Genomic DNA, 18,354 nt, shown 5'->3' with positions numbered 1-18,354 from the left:
CATGCTGTTAAATGATTGATAGTGGGGGAGAGAGCACATGAAACTTCAATATGACAAGCCAGCAAATGTGTGGACTGAAGGGCTGCCGATTGGTAACGGCCGTCTGGGGGGGATGATTTTCGGTGGTGTAGAGCAGGAGAAAATCAGTTTGAACGAGGATACGCTGTGGTCAGGATACCCGAAGGATGGGAATAATCCTGGCGCCAAGGAAGCTTTACCTAAGGTCCGGAAGCTGATTGAAGAAGGCCGCTATGAAGAGGCTGACACGGAGACCCGGAATATGCTGGGGCCGTATACGCAATCCTATCTGCCTTTTGGCGATCTGCTGCTCCGGTTTGATCACGGCTCTATTTACCGTTCCTATAAGCGGACGCTGGATGTGGAGAATGCGATCCATCGTGTGGAATACCAGATTGGCAATGTCACGTATACCCGTGAAATGTTCGCGTCGCACCCGGACCAGGTACTTGTACTGCGACTGACCGCCAGCGCACCCGGTGCGTTGAATGTACACGCGACCCTGGACAGCCCGCTGCGGCATAGCCTTCATGCACAGGGCGATAGCCTTGTACTCTCGGGAACAGCGCCAGAGCATGTAGACCCTAGTTATTTTGCAAGTGACAATCCTATCCGATATGGCGAACCCGGTGATAGCAAGGGAATGGCCTTCGAAGGCCAACTTACTGTGAAGGCTGAGGATGGCAAGGTAACCGTTGATGGCAGCGGTGTTCATGTGCTGGATGCGACAGCGGCTACGTTCTATTTCAGCGCGGCTACAGGCTTTAATGGCTATGATAAGATTCCGGGCAAAGAAGGGAAGGATGCCTCTGCGATTGCTGCGTCCCATCTTGCGGGTGCGGTAGACAAGTCTTACCCGAGCCTGCGGGAAGCACATGTCTCAGATTATCGCTCCCTGTTCGACCGGGTGAAGCTGTCACTTGGCAAGTCGCTTGCAGCGGAGGATCTGTCCACTGAACAGCGGATTACTACCTATGCCGCTAAAGATCCGGGGCTTGTGGAATTGCTCTTTCACTATGGGCGTTACTTGCTGATTGCCAGCTCTCGTCCTGGCACGCAAGCTGCGAATCTCCAGGGCATCTGGAATGCATTCACCCGTCCGCCATGGAGCAGCAACTACACATTGAACATCAACACGGAAATGAACTACTGGCCGGCTGAAATCTGCAATCTGGCAGAATGTCATGAGCCATTGCTGGAGATGATCGGGAATTTGGCGAAGAATGGCGCCGAGACCGCCCGGGTCAACTACGGAACACGGGGCTGGACCGCGCATCACAACGCCGATTTGTGGGCACAGACTGCTCCGGTAGGCGACTTCGGCGACGGTGATCCGAGCTGGGCTTACTGGCCAATGGGCGGCATCTGGCTGTCACAGCATTTGTGGGAGCATTATGCTTTTGGCGGAGATGAAGAGTACTTGCGCAGCACAGCCTATCCTGTACTGAAGGAAGCAGCCCTGTTCGCGCTGGACTGGCTCATTGAGGATGGCAGCGGTCATCTGGTGACCTCGCCGTCTACTTCCCCGGAGCACAAATTCCGGACAGCGGAAGGTGTAGCCGCAGTCAGCCCGGGTTCCACAATGGACATCTCGCTAATCTGGGAACTGTTCACCAACTGCATCGAAGCTTCAACACAGCTTGGAACAGATCAGGACTTCAGAGAAGAACTGGAGAACGCGCGTGAGCGTCTGCTGCCACTCCAGGTTGGCAAGTACGGCCAACTTCAGGAATGGTCGAAGGACTTCGAGGATGAGGACACGTACCACCGGCATACTTCGCATCTGGTCGGGGTGTATCCGGGACGTCAGCTGTCGGAAGAGGAGACACCGGAGCTGTTCACTGCCGCGAAGACCTCGCTGGAGCGGCGCGGCGATGAGAGCACCGGCTGGAGCCTGGGCTGGAGAGTAGCCCTGTGGGGCCGCTTCGGGGACGGTAACCGTTCCTTGCGCCTGCTCTCAAACATGCTGCGACTGGTGAAAGACGGAGAATCAGAGCAGTACAATCACGGTGGTGTATACGCCAACCTGCTTGGCGCACATCCGCCGTTCCAGATTGACGGCAACTTCGCGGCATCTGCCGGAATTGCAGAGATGCTGCTGCAATCGCATCGTCCATACCTGGAGCTGCTTCCAGCGTTGCCGGATGAATGGCAGGAGGGAAGCGTGGAAGGCCTGCGCGCACGCGGCGGCTTTGAAGTGGATATTCAATGGGAGAACGGACAGTTAGCGGAAGCTACAATCGTCTCCCTGCTGGGCACGGATTGTGTGATTCGCAGCGCGGCTTCGCTGGTAGTCACCGAAGCTGGCAATACGGTTGAAGTTGAACATTCCGCTGCGGGAACCGTAAGCTTTGCCACGGAAGCAGGAAAGACCTACAAACTGACCCTTCGCGGACAGCACTAGACTTATCAGCAAGGTTACGAGGGCAGCGGTGGGAACCCGAAAGACGGATTCCTGCCGCTGTTTTTTTTGTACACTCGCTAAGCATTGATTTATCGCGTAAATTCAGCACCACAGAAGGTGTAGTGAACAGCAGATCAAGATGTGTTAAATCGCGATATGGATCGGAAGATCGGTGTATGGTAAACGCTTTATTCTGTCTTTATAATGAGGGCAGACTCGGGTAAGAACAGTGCTTGTTCTACTCAAGGAACAGTACGCAACATTAAGGAGGCATTTTATGCTAACTAGCGATACATCTGTACAAGTGCAAGTAGAACAACAGAATGAAACTCTGATTCGGGTGACGAACGGTCATGTAAGCCTGGAGATCGATCTCGAAAAAGGTGAAGCTAGCCTCGAGAGTAGCACCTCACATGTGAAGGGAATCCGCAGCGCATTCCGCTGGCAGGGCCGGGAATATAACACGGAACACTACCAGAGCCACCAATTGAAGTCACAGGAAGAGGTTGTTCGTGAAGGCTTCGGCAAAGGCATTCATCTGGTAATCCTGCACGAAACATCCTTGCTGCCGCAGCTGGAGCAGCATTTCTATATTTATGAATCTTCACCGTATGTCCTTGTACAAAGTGCAATTGTAAGTGATGAAGAGCTGAAGACCAACCGTCTGGCCGTTGTGCAGACCAAAGAGGTAACTCTAGGCGGAGCAGCGGGACAGCCAGAGGAACTGAGCATTCTGCGTGTGCCGTTCGACAATGACAAATGGGTTCGTTATACAGTTGTAAAGCCGCCGCTGGATATTGAGAGCTATGAGGCAACGGCGTTGTTCGCGGCAGACAGCCGCCGGGGAATTGTTATGGGCTCCATCAGCCACAAGGTGTGGAAAACGGGTATTCGCATTAAAAGTGAAAAGATCGGCGGGATCGAAGAACTTGATCTTTATGGCGGTGCTGTCAGTGAGCTGACCCGCGATAGTCAAGCGCACGGTTATGTAAAGGGAAAGAGAGTGGAATCCCCGCTTGTATTTATCGGTTTCTATGACGACTACCGGGCAGGTCTCGAAGCCTATGGCCAGGCCAACACCTGGATCGAAGCCCAGCTCCCATGGGAGGGTGGCGTTCCTGTAGGCTGGAACAGCTGGTCGGCGGCAATGGCCGAGTTGGATTATGATTTGTACACATCGACCAGTGATTTTTTGAAAAATGAAGTGCAGCCGCTCGGCTTCCAAAGCGAGGACACCGTGTATATTAATTTCGATGCTTTCTGGGACAACTTTACCCCGGAAGAAATGAAGGATGCACTGGAGCGTGTACGGCAGAACGGCCACAGACCGGGAACGTACTGGACGCCATTCGCCTTCTGGGGAAGCCCGGCGCAATTCGGGCAGCCTGTGGAAGGAACAGACGGTAAATACACTTACGGAGATATTCTGCTGCGCGACAGTGAGGGCGAGATTCTGCCGGATGTTGACGGCGGTCTGGCTATCGACCCTACACATCCAGGGAACCTGCAAAGAATTGACTGGTTCACGAACAAGTTCATCTCAGAAGGGTTCGAGTACATCAAGCTGGATTTCCTGGCTCATGGTGCGCTGGAAGGACAGCATCACAATCCGGAGATCACAACCGGAATCGCGGCTTACCATTACGGCATGACTTACTTGCAGAACAAGCTCTCGCCGGAAGCCATCGGCCGTCCGTTCTTTATTAATCTGTCCATTGCTCCGCTATTCCCTTATGCATTTGCACACAGCCGCCGCGTATCCTGCGACGTCTTCGGCACACTGCAGGATACCGAGTATTTGCTGAACTCGCTGACACACGGCTGGTGGATGAGCAACACATTGTACCGTTACAATGATCCTGACCATTCCGTACTGTACAAGAGTTTTAACCAGGAAGCTACCGGCTGGCATGAAGGCCGAAGCCGCCTGACCGCATCGGTCATCGCCGGTACAGTACTGCTGATGGGGGATGACTTCCGCAAGGAGGAGGCCGCTGCACGGGCAAAAGAATGGCTGGGCAACAAAGAGATCATGCACGTAGCTCGCTTAGGCCAAACCTTCCGTCCTGTGGAAGGCGACCTTGGCAAGCAGGCTTCCGATTTGTTTGTGCTTGAAGCTACAGAAGAGAATGCCTTCTATCTGGCGGTCTTCAACTTCGATGCTGCACAAGCCGCACATAAATCCATCTCCCTGGAACGTGCTGGACTGGATGGCACGGCACGTTATAGCCTTCAAGATCTGTGGGAAGGTTCACAAGGAGAAGCAGCGGGTGTTCTTACGCTGAATCTGGAGCCAGCTGAATCCAAGATCTTTAAATTGACGATAAAGGCAGACTGAAAAACGATCACATCTTGGCGGCAAGGACAACACGGTCCAGGATAGCATCGTGATGATGCCTAACCAAGACAAGTAGAACCGCTGAGCGGTTATATAAAAAAACAGACAAAACGCGCTTCCGCTTCTTGCGGACAGCGCGTTTTGTCTGTTGACTGGCCTGTGGCCTACATTCGAATCCGGCTTCGCGGATTCAGGCGATACTGAGTCGGGTTTACACCATAACTGGCGCTGAAGTGTCTGGAGAAGGGATGAATTGAAGGATAGCCCAGCTTCTCGGCGATTGCAGTCACACTTAGTTCACTTTCCAGCAGAAGGCCAGCAGCGCGCCGCATAACCAGATTGTGATGATAGGTGCGCGGGGTTACCCCGGTCTCGCGCTGGAATAGTTCATGGAAATAGGTCCGCTTCAATCCACACATCTGGGCCCAGTCCTCAATGGACTCACCACGCTCGGGATGGGCGTTCAGGTATTCCAGCAGCCGGACAATACGGTAATCGCTTGGCTGATGCAGGTGCAGCGCATTGTACCAGCTCAAGATCCAGGCGTACAAATAGCTGTTCACAGCCTCGCTCCGGTAAAACTGCGCATCGTTGAACGTCTTCGCAATCATCACCAGACTGTCAATGAGCATGGGATGAGCCGCCAGTTGGAACACGCTGGGGAGCTGATCCAGCTCGGGACAGGCCGCCTGCAGCGCTTTTTTTTCAAAGCTTAAGGGTTCAGGGGCATAGATAAACGAATGGTTATCAGACATCGGAGACCGGTTGTCCCATAAATCGAAATAGAAATTGTAGGAGGAGAGCGGGTTGGAGGGGGAAATATGAAAGGCATGGGGTTGGCCCGGACGGAGGAAAATCAGTGTTCCCCGTTCGATCGGATAACGCCTTCCGTCAATTTCCATCTCACCGGGGCCACCCATAAATAAATGGAATGCATATACATTGCAGACCCGCAGATTTTCATTACTGCTGCCATCATACTGATAAGTCATGGTTTCGCCAACATAAGGCGTGATTGCGGATAGTTTGTTCATGCTGTGCCTTCACTTTCCGGTCTCATCGACCTGATCTCTATTTTCAGCATACAAGTAACCGTACAAATCGTCAAATGAATGAACCAGCGGGCAAAGACAGCGAATCGTCTCGGTGATACTATAAATGCAATGAATCCGTATGGTTTTAATGACACGAATTCAACTGGAAAATAACATGTATGTAAGTTAATAAAGGGAACTAAATAGAGGGAGCAAATCTAAAGTTAGATGCGTGATTTCGACGTTCAGCCCCCTTATTCTATCTACGGATAGCGGAGTAATTAACAACATAAGACGAAAGGCACAATCTTGTATACAGAGGTGAAAACAATGAGTAATTGGATAAATAGTACCTTCCGCAAGCTGCATCTGGACTATCATCAGCCGGAATGGATGAAAGCTGTAGCCGGTGGGTTTACAGAGGAAGAGGCACGGCGGCAGGTGGCAATGTTCAAGGAAGCTGGCATTGAGGCGGTTGAATTCTTCGCTTATGACCACTATGGACATACCTTTTACCCTTCGGATATCGCCCCGGCGCATCCTGGACTGCAGAATGATTATACGGGCCTGATGTCACGTGCGCTTAAAGAGGCTGGCCTCCGCACAATCTTATACTTGAATGCGTTCACAAGCGTGCATCTGCAAAAGGATCATCCGGAATGGCTGCGCGTTCTTGAGGATGGCACTCTGGCGAGAGGGGCCTGGCTTCAGCATGAAGCTTCGCAGGCTTGTATCTCTTCCGGTTTCCTGGATGAGTATTATCTTCCGCTCCTGAAGGAAGCCGTAACACGTCACGAGCCGGATGCAGTCTGGATCGATGGCGGCAGCTGGACTGTGGAATACCCTTGCTACTGTGAGAACTGCCGCAAGCAGTTCCTTGAAGATACGGGCAGAGGGCTGCCACTGGGACCAATGCCTGAACCTGGCGAAGAGTTGAATAGCCCGGACTGGCTGCAATGGCGCCTGTGGCGGCGGGGACAGATCTTTCATTATGTGCGCAAGCTGGTCGCCGCTGTGAAGGAGATTTCACCGGAGACATTGGTGGCTGAGAATAACCTCGGCAAATATTTCTATGGCCTCCCGCTGATGGAGGGCGGCAAGTTTGTGCGTTGGCTGACACCAAAGGAACTGGGGCTGGACTGGCTGTCTTGTGATCCGGTCCATTTCGGGGCCAATCATGAGATGATTTTCAGTAAGGAAGGACGTTATCAGGCAACCACGGGGCTGACTTATGACTATATGAACGAGCGGTTTCACGGTTGGGGCGAGTGGCAAATACGTCCAACCACCGACTGGAAGCTGGAGATGGCTACAATCCTGGCCGTGGGAGCGAGAGGCTTCTTCGCGGATCAGCCTTATCCGGACGGGCGGCTGGAGCCTGCGGTATACCGGGAGCTGGGGGCCGTTCATGAATTTATGAAGGAACGGGAGCCTTATGCGACAGGCACCCATATCGTGCCGGAGGTGGCAGTGCTGGCTAGCCTGCCCTCCCAGCTGCTGGGACCGGTGGCCGGAGCGGAATGGGGACGCGACAAGCACTGGGGTGCGCTGCCCAAATCGCGAATGGACCGCGTGGACGGCGCATCGCAGTTTCTGGTAGAGATGGGCATTCAGCATCTCATCTATGACGAAGCGACATTAAGGGAGCAGCTGGACCGTCAGGCACTGGTTATCGTGCCGGATCAATGTCTCATGGAGGCCGCTACGATTGCTGCTCTGGAGACCTATGTTGAGAACGGCGGCAGACTGATCGTTACAGGCAGATCGGGTCTGTGGGATGAGCAGGGACGCAGACGTCAGGGCGATCTTTTCGCTGGATTGCTGGGTCTGACACGTGGTGCAGTGCTTCCCGCCCCGCTGCATTATTGGCAGGCCGGTGATGAGCTTGCCGGTAAGCTGGCGTTTGGGCAGATCCGGCTGCAAGCCTGGGGCACGGCACTCCAAGCTGAGATGGAGGGAGCAGAACCGTTAGCCCAGCTGCTGGAGCCGGTGGAAGAGGTCTGGGCAGATAGCCGAAAACGGCGTTCAGACTGGCGGCATTATACTACAGTGGGGGCTGCACCTGCCGGGAACACAGTGGCGGCACCAGCGGTGACGCTGCACAGCTATGGGCAAGGCAGCGTTATGTACTTGAACGGTGATCTGTTTGCGTTGTATTACCTTGAAGGACATCGCCTGATCAGGGAATGGCTGGATGTTTGCATAAATGATATTTACCCCCGGGCGACTCGAATGATCCAGGTACAAAAACCACTTCATGTCGAGATGGTCTTGAATGCCCGCAGTACGGATTCCGGCGAGGAGCTCATGGTGCATTTCCTGAATTATTTCGCGCAGAAGCGCCCAGGGTATGTGATTCATAATGAAGAGATTATGCCGGTTCAGGGCATTTCCTTCCAGGTAGCGACTCCTGCGAAGCCAAGCAGGGTACTGCTGCAGCCGGAGAACATGGAGCTGGCATGGAAATGGGATGGAACCCGGGCGATCATAGAGCTACCGATGCTGGAGCTACACGCGATTGTACAGATTATAATATAGACAGGAGATTAGTATATGAGCGATTTTAAACTATGGTATCTGGCCCCTGCAGCGGGCTGGTCTCAAGGCCTGCCGCTTGGGAACGGAAGAATAGGAGCCGTTGTTATGGCCGCTCCGCACCGCGAGGTATGGAGCATGAGCGAGGTCACCTACTGGTCTGGTCAGGCCGATCCAGAGCTTCTTCCTGGAAGCGGGAAAGCTGCACTGGAAGAGATGCGGCAGCATTTCTTCGCCGGCGATTATGAAGCTGGCGATTCTCTGGCCAAGCAGCATTTGCAGGCGAAGAAGCGGAATTTCGGGACAAACCTCGGCTTATGCGAGGTTGTAATTGAATTTGCAGACCGGGCATCACAATCCGGTGAAGCCGGAGTCTTCCAGCGCGAGCTGGATTTGAGCAGCGCGGTGGCCGGAGCGGTGGCTAAGGGTAATGGAGCCACGCTGCACCGTGAGGTTTTCGCTTCCCATGCTGATGACCTCGTGGCTTCACGAATTTGGAGTGAGGCCCCAGGTGAGGTTTCCTTCGCCCTCCATTTGGAGGGAGGAACAGAGTCATTCAAGGCCGTAGCCTCGGACAATACTACGCTCGATTTCAAAGGACAGGCGACGGAAAAAGTGCACAGCAATGGTGAATGCGGCGTCTGGGCTCAGGGCTCTGTCAAGGTGGTTATCACTGGCGGTACGATTCAAAGCGAAGACGGCCAATTGACGGTGACCGGAGCGGATGAAGCCCAGATCTACTTTACTGTGAGCACTGATTATCGCCGGGCTGGCGAGGAATGGAAAGCGGAAAGTGCTGCTATCATAAAGCAGGCTTTGGACAAAGGTTATGCCCGCCTGAGAGAAGATCATATCGCCGATTACAGCCAGCAGTATGGCAAGTTGAATATTAGGCTGGGCGTCTCTGACAAAGCTAGTCTCCCTACCGATCAGCGAATTCAATTGCTGGCCCAGGGAGGGACAGAAGATCCGCAGTTATTTGCCTTGTTCCTGCAGTATGGACGTTATCTGACAATCGCCGGTTCACGGGGAGATTCACCTCTGCCGCTACATCTTCAGGGCATCTGGAATGATGGCGAAGCCTGCCGGATGGGCTGGAGCTGTGATTATCATCTGGATGTCAACACCCAGATGAATTACTACCCGACAGAGGTTACGAATCTGGGGGACAGCCATCTTCCGTTGATGCGCTATGTTGAAGATCTGGCTCAGGCGGGGAGATCTACGGCGCGTAATTTATACGGTAGTGAAGGCTGGGTTGCACACGTATTCTCTAATGTCTGGGGCTTTACGCTTCCAGGCTGGGAGACCTCCTGGGGACTTAACGTCACTGGCGGACTTTGGATCGCAACACATCTTATCGAACATTATGAATACAGCCAGGATCGGGTCTTCCTCGAAACCCAAGCTTATCCGGTACTCAAAGAGGCGGCTGCTTTCTACTTGGATTACATGACTGTGCATCCCAAGTACGGCTGGCTGGTGACTGGTCCCTCCAATTCGCCGGAGAATTCTTTCTATCCTGGCGATTCTCGTGAGGGTGGACAGCAGTTATCCATGGGGTCAACCATGGATCAGATTCTGGTACGTGAGCTTTTCGAATTCTGCCTGAAGTCGGCAATATTACTGAATCGGGATGTGGAGCTGCAGCGGAAGCTGGAGGAGGCTATCGCTATCTTACCGCCGCTGCAGATCGGCAAGAGAGGTCAGCTGCAGGAGTGGCTGGAGGACTACGAAGAGGCACAGCCGGAACACCGGCACCTGTCCCACCTATTCGCACTGTATCCCGCAAATCAAATCACACCGGACCGGACACCGGAACTCAGTGCGGCAGTAAGAGTGACGCTGGAGAACCGGATGGTTCAAGATGAGCTGGAGGATGTGGAATTCACCGCGGCCTTGTTCGGTCTGGGCTTTGCCAGATTGCATGACGGGGAGAAAGCCTACAAGCATATCTCCCACTTGATCGGCGGTTTATGCTTCGATAACCTGTTCACTTACTCCAAATCGGGCATTGCCGGAGCGGAGAGTAACATCTTTGTGATCGACGGGAATTTCGGCGGTACGGCGGTCATTGCGGAAATGCTGCTGCAAAGCCATGCGGATGAGATTCATCTGCTGCCAGCACTGCCAGAAGCATGGAGCACAGGGGAAGTAAGCGGTCTGCGGGCTAAAGGCAATGCCGAGATCGACATTGTCTGGGAGAACGGCCAACTGACTGAAGCCGTGGTTCACACGTTTACGCCAGGACCGGTAACGGTGCGCTGGGGTGATCAAAGAACTACTTTCCAGGCCGAAAGAGGCGGAAGATACAGACTTAATACCCGGTTGGAAGTGCTATAGAGCTGTATCTGGATTTGAGGGTTTGAGGACAGTGCTTGATGACGATAATCTGGTGTTTATACAAAATAATCCGGATGGCAGTAGACAAAATATAAATGGTGGCGTAGGATTTAACTTCCTGCACCACTATTTTTTTATGTGTGAAGTGCATGCTGAAACACTCCGATTTAACAATTTATGCTTGAAAATGACTTTCATTTATATGTACCATGATTGGTGTGGGGGAAAAGAATATAATAGAGACAGCGCAGACAACAAGGAGGAGGGGACTTCGATGTACAGTATTTTTCTTGTAGATGATGAAGAACTGGGACTCGAGATGATGAGAGATTATATTCGCTGGGAAGAAATGGGTATCTACGTCGTCGGAACAGCAGGCAATGGCAGGGAGGCTCTGGAGAAAATCGAAGCCACGCAGCCAGATATTGTCCTTACGGATGTTCAAATGCCAATTATGAACGGAATTGAACTGGCTAAAAATATACACGAGTGCTATGAAGGGATGCAAGTGATGTTCCTGACCGGACATGATGAATTTCATTATGTAAAATCGGCCCTTAATGTAGGTGCTGTCGGTTATTTGTTGAAACCGCTTGATTTAAACGAGATTGTAAGCGTTATCGAAAAGGTGAAACAGCGCTGTGAGGAAGTGCGGATGAAGAAACGCTCGATGGAGGCAGCCAAAGCTAACATCCTCAAGGAGCTTTCCTATGAGAAAAACGCAGAACGCGCTGCCGATCTGGCTTCCAGCTTTAGCAGACTAACCCGCCTGCCGGAGAGCAACCGCTATGCGTTGGCATTGTTCAGCATCGACCCCAAGGAGGCCGAGGGGGGACGGAGTCTGGAGGACTGCATAGGCCGTCTGGTGTCTTTTCTGGATTACTTTTTCAAGGCAAAGAACCTGGAGGTTGTCTTTGTTCCCTATAAGGAAGGGGAGATAGGCGTGTTTATGGAAGCGTCGGAGCAACCGGGTCATTATGCATGGGAGGACTTGGCCGAAGCTATTCGAGGTACGCTGGATTTTACGGTGACCGCTGCCGTCGGCGGTCAGGACGCTGAATTAATTCATGTGCATCAACTCTACGAGCAGATGCGTGTGATTTTGAATGAGCGATTCTATGAAGGTACAGGTACAATTATTCATGCTAATGCCGTTTGTAACCAGTTCTACAGCGAACATATACCGCCTTTTGCCAGAAAAGAGTGGTTTGACGCCATTAATCGGCTAGATTTCGAGCAGGCCGCACAGGATCTCCACCGGCATATTGAGGGACTGGCAACGCTGAGAATTAAGAAAAAAATCATCTGCGACTGGTCTATTGATCTTGTGGATGAGCTTCTAGAGCAGCTGCACGAGCCGGTTCCTGAGGGCTTCAAGCGGGCGGAACTATATCATTCTATCTATAATGCGCTAACCCTGAATGAGATCGAGGATCTGATTTTAGGAACTGCCGAGAATGCTGTGAGCTTGCTGGGCGAGCGTTTTATGGACAAAAATGCAAAGCTGATCCACAAGGTACGGACGATGATTGATCAGAATTATGATCAGCCAATTACGATCAACAGCCTGTCTGATCAGGTCTATTTGTCGCCGAATTATTTACGCTCTATTTTTAAAGATAAGACCGGTATGACGATCCACGATTATTTGACTCGCATTCGGCTCGATAAGGCTAAAGAATTGCTGGCGGACGGTTCACTCAAGATTCAGGATATCGCCCAGAGAGTAGGCTATGAAAGTACGTCCTATTTTATTTCGCTATTTCTAAAGAACCAGGGGGTTACACCGAACGAGTACAGGAAAAATATTTGACCGTGTCAGTACGGAAGACGCTATCCTCTCTGAGAATGGTGAATGAAAGACGCTTTCCTCTATGAATAGTAAGATTACGGTATAGATAATTCGCCGTCCGCTTTTTACAATTAGGCATGTATTCAAAACATAGTGCAAGAGACGGGCTGAAATCATCAGTGCCAATCAAAGGGAATCTTTCAGTTATCATAATTCGGCAGCGCTTTCAGGATTGACAGACAAACACAGAAAGGAGAAGAGAGGATTTGATAGCTCTTTTACGAAAGCGATTACAGAAATATGTGTAGCTGCACATTGGTATAGCAGACGCTATTTCCCTGCGGCCAGTTGGATAGATGTTCGTTGGCTGTCGATCGGTCAGGGGGTCTGTAACGCTTTGTTGTGGAAGCGATATCATTTATGAGTGGATAGTATTTTCCGGCGCGTGGATTCCTTTGTATCACTTGATTTGAGCAACATGGCCCGAGTATTACAGTGAAACAACAGAAGAATTGGCAGCAAGAAAGCACTACTATACAACACCAAACGGAGGGATGTTATGCTTGGACAGGTAATGAAAAAAGGATTTCTGCTCTTCATCATGATCTGCCTGGTGGCTACCGGTAGCGGACAATTCGCCAGGACGGTATATGCCGATGATACGAACACCTATGAGGCTGAGGCAGAAGGGAATACGCTGACTGGCAACGCTTCTATATCGGAGCTCACTTCAGCTTCCGGCGGCAAGAAGGTCGGGGGGATCTATCAAGGCAGTTCCTTGCAGTTCAATAATGTAACGGTAAGCGAGACCGGAAATTATAAAATTACAGTGTACTATATTTCTGGCGATCCGCGCCCATTCTATATCAGTGCCAACGGTGGCAACAAGCAGTTCGAAGAACCACCTAAGACGGCAAACTGGGAGACCGTGGGTACCTACGATGTGACGCTTCCCTTGAACGCGGGAGCCAATACCATCCTGATCGATGATAACGACTGGTATTCTCCAGACATCGACAAGATCGTAATTCGCGAACTCGACAATAGCAATCCAGGGGAAGGCCATGAAGGCGACTGGAAGAAGAACCTGCGCGGTGTAGTCATTGAGGCTGAGGCGCCTGAGAATATTATTACAGGCAATGCTAAGGTGGAAGACAGCAGCGTCAGCTCTAATGGTAAGAAAGTAACGGGTCTGTACAAGGATAGCTCCTTGACATTCACTAATGTTAATGCACCGGCTGACGGAACGTATTTGATCCGCATTTCATATATTTCGGGCGATCAACGTCCTGTGTATATGCAGGTGAATAGTGGGCCGGATGAGCTGATTGATTTGCCTAAGACGGCAAGTTGGAACACGATAGGCACTTATGATGTGGAAGTGATTCTACAAACGGGTACGAATACTATCACTTTCTCAGACCATGACTGGTATTCCCCGGATATGGATAAGATCGAAGTGATTCCTTATACGATCAGCTATGAAGCGGAATCTCCGGTCAATGAATTGACTGGCGAAGCCCGTGTTTCTGACAGCCCCAATGCTTCCGGCGGCAAAAAGGTAGGCTACCTGAATGGAGGCAGCTCTCTGATCTTCAAAAAGATTATAGCTCCTATGACCGGTGATTATAAAATCACTGTAGCCTACATTTCTGGTGACCCGCGCAGCTTCTATGTCAGCGCCAATGGGGGCACGGAGCAATACTACGAGCTGCCGAAGACGGCAGACTGGGATACGGTTGGCAACTATGACATAACACTACCGCTAACTGAGGGTGAGAATACAATCACATTCTCGGACGGTAACTGGTATGCACCGGATCTGGACCGGATTATCGTAGAGCCTGCGATGGGCTCAGAGCCAGGGAATCCGGGCGAAGAAGAGGATGACCTGGGAACACCGGGCGATACGCACAGCTACGGGGCGATCACGGTTACCGATTATACTTACGGCCTGCTGGTATCCAATGGACAATATCAAGTGTCCTATAATACCAAGAATGGATATGCTGGTTACAGCTGGGCCGATGGACAGAAGCTAAAAGGAATCTACGGCAGCATTAAGCTCGGTGATGAGCTTGTGGAGACCAAAAGCTACGAGAAACATGCAAGCGCTGGAGCGCCAGTTGAGATTCAGGATGGATTCGGCAAAGGGGTGGAGCTGTCATTCGTGCATACCTCTGCCGGTAAGCCAACACTGAAGCAAGTCTACAAATTCTATGAGGACAGAACATATTTCTTGACCCGTCTGGATGCAGCCAGTGATTCGGCAATCAAGAGCAATTATATATCACCGATTACGTTGAAACGTACAGGTGGTGTAGATATTGGCGCCAGCGCGGATAATCGTGTGCTGACCGTGCCTTTTGACAACGATGCGTGGATTCGTTACAAATCTCAAACGATGAACCGGGCAGATACCAGCTATGAGATGACGGCTATTTTTAACAATACGACCCGTAACGGGCTGATCATCGGTTCTGTGACGCACGATACCTGGAAGACAGGCATTGACTGGAAAGGCTCTTCCAACCGGCTCAACGAGCTGGCGGTGTATGGTGGTGCAGCAAGTGATGTTACCCGCGACACCCAGCCACACGGTAGCCTGACAGGCACCGAGCTATCCTCGCCATTGGTGATGGTGGGTGGATTCAGCGATTACCGTACCGGGCTTGAAGAATACGGCAAAGCTAATGCGATCATCACGCCTCCGCTGGAGCTGAACCCGGAATTGCCGCAAGGTGTACCGGTCGGCTGGAACAGCTGGGGAGCTTACGAAAGCTCACTGTCTTATCAAGACGTAGTGGATGTCTCTAATTATTTTAAAGAGAACCTGAAGGACTTCAACAATAACGGCAATGTATTCATCAATATGGATTCCTACTGGGATAATCTGAGCGATCAGCAGCTTGAAAGCGTTGTCTCTCACATTAAAGGCAATGGGCAACATGCAGGTATTTATTGGGGGCCGTTTGTATACTGGGGCGACAATATGAGTCAGACGGTAGATGGCACTAACGGTCAGTATACGTATGGCGACATCGTTCTCCGGGATGCTGAGGGTAATCCGCTGCCGACGCTGGACGGGGCTTATGCCCTCGATGTGACACATCCGGGTACGAAACTGCGTATGAATTATTTCCTGGATAAGTTCAAGGATCTTGGGTTTACTTTTATCAAATTGGATTTCTTAACTCATGGCGCACTGGAAGGTCAACACTATGATCCGAATGTGACAACAGGGATTCAGGCTTACAATGAAGGAATGCGTTATGTCAAAGACCGTCTGGATGGAAAAATGTTCATCAGCGAATCTATCGCGCCAATTTTCCCAAGCCAATATGCGCACAGCAGACGGATTTCCTGTGACACCTTCGGCAGGATCAATGAGACAGAATACATGCTGAATTCATTGACCTACGGTTTCTGGCAAAATGGAACGATCTATCCGTACACAGACCCGGATCATTTGGCACTAAGCCGTGCTACCAGCTTGACTGAAGCCCGCAGCCGCGTGAACTCCGGTGTCATCGCCGGAACAGTGATGCTGGATAGTGATGATGTGAACGATGCTACAGCACAGGAATACATGACAGCCTTGTACAACAACAAGGATGTTCTTGAAGTAGCTTTGAAAGGTAAAGCGTTCAAGCCTTTGGAAGGCAACACGAATGCCAATGCTGCAGATACTTTTGTACTGAAGGATGGCAACGATTATTACCTGGCTGTGTTCAACTATAGTGCTAATGCTTCGGCCAACAAAACCGTTGATTTTGCCCGTGCTGGACTGGACGCTTCTGAATCCTACACGATGCAAGATCTGTGGACGGGAGAGACTTCGTCCGTAACTGGTTCCTGGGCATTAACTTTGCAAAAGACAGAATCGAAACTGGTTAAATTGACAGCAAGTCCAAAGCCGGTAACAGGCGTAGCGCTGGATAAGACCGAGCTTACATTGACCGTTGGCGAAACCGGCAAGCTGGTAGCAACGGTGAACCCGGAAGTGGCGACTAACAAATCGGTAACTTGGACTTCAAGTGATGCAGAAGTAGCTACTGTAGAGAATGGCACGGTAACTGCTGTTGCAGATGGCAAAGCAACGATTACTGTAGAGACGGTTGACGGTGGCTTTAAGGCTACAGCTGAGATTACAGTCAAAGCTGCCATCACGGAAAATCCGGGCAATCCAGGAACTCCGGAGAACCCGGGAAACCCTGGAAATCCAGGGAATCCGGAGAACCCAGGAAATCCGGAGAACCCAGGAAATCCCGAGAATCCGGGTACCCCGGGTAATCCAGGTGTACCTGCCAATCCAGGGGATAACGGAAATGGAAATAACAGTAACAACGGAAACAACAGCAATAGCGGAAATAACGGCAATACCGGCAGCAGTGTTCCGGGTAGTATTGTAGATTCATCCAATGCCGCTAAACCGCTGAGCATCACACCAGATTTGCTGAAAGTGGACAGTGCAGGTAATAAAGCAGTTGTGGACATTAAGGAAGATACACAGGAAATACAACTGTCCCCTGCGGCGATTCTTCAACTCGGAAATCACACACTGGAAGTGAAATCCGGCAAGCTCTCGCTCCAAGTGCCTGCGGATCTGATCCGCGCACTGCAGAACAAACTGTCTGCTGATCAACGGGCAGACAGCACAATCTCCCTGAAGATGGTGCCTCTTGGCAGCACAGCTAATGAAACGATCTCCGCTGCTGCGGAAGCTACCCATGCGGATGTAGCGCTCAAGGGTGATATTTATGAATTCAGCCTGACGATCACTTCAAAAGCAGGTGCAACACAAACACTCTCCACGTTTGATCAACCAATTACCCTGAGCCTGACTGCAGCGGAAGGGTTCAATGCTTCGCGTGGAGGCATCTACTATATTGCCGATAACGGCAAGCTTGAATATATTCAAGCTGATTATGCTGGTGGAGTGTTGACGGCCAAGATCAGCCACTTCAGCAAATATGCGGTTCTGGAACTGAACCGGACGTTCACCGATGTTCCGGCCAGTCATTGGGCCAGCTCTGTTATCAAGGAGCTAGCGGCGAAGCTGCTTGTTCAAGGCACCAGCGGTGACAAGTTTGAACCGGGACGCGCAGTTACGCGTGCTGAGTTCACATCCATGCTCGTGCATTCTCTTGGACTGAACGAAGCGGGCGAAGCAAGCTTTGCTGACGTTGCAGCGACTGCTTGGTATGCGGAGCCGATCTCCATCGCTTACAAGGCTGGCATCGTAAGTGGCAGAGGTGCAGACAAGTTTGAGCCGGGCGCAGAGATCACCCGTGAAGAAATCACGGTGATGACGATGAAGGCTTATGAACTGAAGCATGGCAAAGCACCTGCTGCTTCTGATGCAGCGTTCACGGATTTGGACCTGGTTTCCTCCTGGGCAACCGCTTCTGTGAATGAAGCCGCCAGCCTTGGGCTGATTAAAGGCCAGAACCAAGGACAATTCGTGCCTAAAGGTATCGCATCCCGGGCCGAAGCGGCTCAGGTTATCTACAATTTGCTTGTGAAGTAAGGATTGAAAAGGGCTGAGGGGTGAAGGACTGGAAGGATGAAGGGTTGGAGGACTGAAGGGTGAAGCCCTGAAGACCTGAAGACTTTCAGGCCACCCCAAAGTGGGATATTCTACAGTGCAGATTGTTAATTCGATACCAAGATGTGAAAAAGCAGCAAGTCTCCAAAACAGAGACTTGCTGCTTTTTGTTTCTGGTCAATTGCTCATCATATCCGATACTTGCTAAACTAACCTCACCAGAGAGACTTTAACTAACGCAAAGAGTGTAACGGACTGTACAGCCGCTATTTGCGATTACAACTGGGTTTTAGACATGTAACGGACTCCAGCGCCGCTATTTACTCCAAAACCCCGCATTTT

General features: G+C 51.3%; 7 protein-coding genes. 6 read left to right on the top strand and 1 reads right to left on the bottom strand.

Annotated elements, in window-relative coordinates:
• The first annotated feature begins 37 nt into the window (after positions 1-37).
• Both HPT30_RS03480 and HPT30_RS03475 read left to right on the top strand, forming a co-directional pair.
• The gene (locus HPT30_RS03480; RefSeq protein WP_175370105.1) at positions 38-2,422 is read left to right on the top strand and encodes a glycoside hydrolase family 95 protein; all 2,385 of its coding nucleotides are present in this window, start codon (positions 38-40) and stop codon (positions 2,420-2,422) included.
• Between the two features lie 277 nt (positions 2,423-2,699).
• On the top strand, positions 2,700-4,760 hold the full coding sequence (locus tag HPT30_RS03475) for an alpha-galactosidase (RefSeq protein WP_175370104.1): 2,061 nt from the start codon (positions 2,700-2,702) through the stop codon (positions 4,758-4,760).
• Positions 4,761-4,924: 164 nt separating this feature from the next.
• Here HPT30_RS03475 and HPT30_RS03470 read toward each other — a convergent pair whose 3' ends face one another.
• Entirely contained in the window at positions 4,925-5,794 is an 870-nt protein-coding gene (locus tag HPT30_RS03470) for a helix-turn-helix domain-containing protein (protein WP_175370103.1), read from the bottom strand.
• A gap of 330 nt (positions 5,795-6,124) precedes the next feature.
• Between HPT30_RS03470 and HPT30_RS03465 the strand changes: the two genes are divergently transcribed.
• The 4 genes from HPT30_RS03465 to HPT30_RS03450 all read left to right on the top strand — a co-directional run bounded on the left by HPT30_RS03465 (position 6,125) and on the right by HPT30_RS03450 (position 17,994).
• The gene (locus HPT30_RS03465; protein ID WP_175370102.1) at positions 6,125-8,332 is read left to right on the top strand and encodes a beta-galactosidase trimerization domain-containing protein; all 2,208 of its coding nucleotides are present in this window, start codon (positions 6,125-6,127) and stop codon (positions 8,330-8,332) included.
• 15 nt (positions 8,333-8,347) lie between these two features.
• Entirely contained in the window at positions 8,348-10,672 is a 2,325-nt protein-coding gene (locus HPT30_RS03460) for a glycoside hydrolase family 95 protein (RefSeq protein WP_175370101.1), read from the top strand.
• Between the two features lie 274 nt (positions 10,673-10,946).
• Positions 10,947-12,485, top strand: a complete 1,539-nt coding sequence (locus HPT30_RS03455) for a response regulator (RefSeq protein WP_175370100.1) — start codon at positions 10,947-10,949, stop codon at positions 12,483-12,485.
• Positions 12,486-13,023: 538 nt separating this feature from the next.
• Complete coding sequence (locus HPT30_RS03450) at positions 13,024-17,994, top strand: S-layer homology domain-containing protein (RefSeq protein WP_175370099.1); 4,971 nt, start codon at positions 13,024-13,026, stop codon at positions 17,992-17,994.
• Positions 17,995-18,354 lie beyond the last annotated feature (360 nt).

The sequence above is a fragment of the Paenibacillus agri genome (genome assembly GCF_013359945.1).
Taxonomy (GTDB): Bacteria; Bacillota; Bacilli; order Paenibacillales; family Paenibacillaceae; genus Paenibacillus_AQ; species Paenibacillus_AQ agri.
This window is presented reverse-complemented; position numbering and strand designations above follow the sequence as displayed.

Bases quoted from the DNA above. Each gene is read 5' to 3' on its own strand.
- HPT30_RS03455 (WP_175370100.1), top strand. From the start codon at position 10,947: ATGTACAGTATTTTTCTTGTAGATGATGAAGAACTGGGACTCGAGATG.
- HPT30_RS03465 (WP_175370102.1), top strand. From the start codon at position 6,125: ATGAGTAATTGGATAAATAGTACCTTCCGCAAGCTGCATCTGGACTAT.
- HPT30_RS03470 (WP_175370103.1), bottom strand. From the start codon at position 5,794: ATGAACAAACTATCCGCAATCACGCCTTATGTTGGCGAAACCATGACT.
- HPT30_RS03475 (WP_175370104.1), top strand. From the start codon at position 2,700: ATGCTAACTAGCGATACATCTGTACAAGTGCAAGTAGAACAACAGAAT.
- HPT30_RS03450 (WP_175370099.1), top strand. From the start codon at position 13,024: ATGCTTGGACAGGTAATGAAAAAAGGATTTCTGCTCTTCATCATGATC.
- HPT30_RS03460 (WP_175370101.1), top strand. From the start codon at position 8,348: ATGAGCGATTTTAAACTATGGTATCTGGCCCCTGCAGCGGGCTGGTCT.
- HPT30_RS03480 (WP_175370105.1), top strand. From the start codon at position 38: ATGAAACTTCAATATGACAAGCCAGCAAATGTGTGGACTGAAGGGCTG.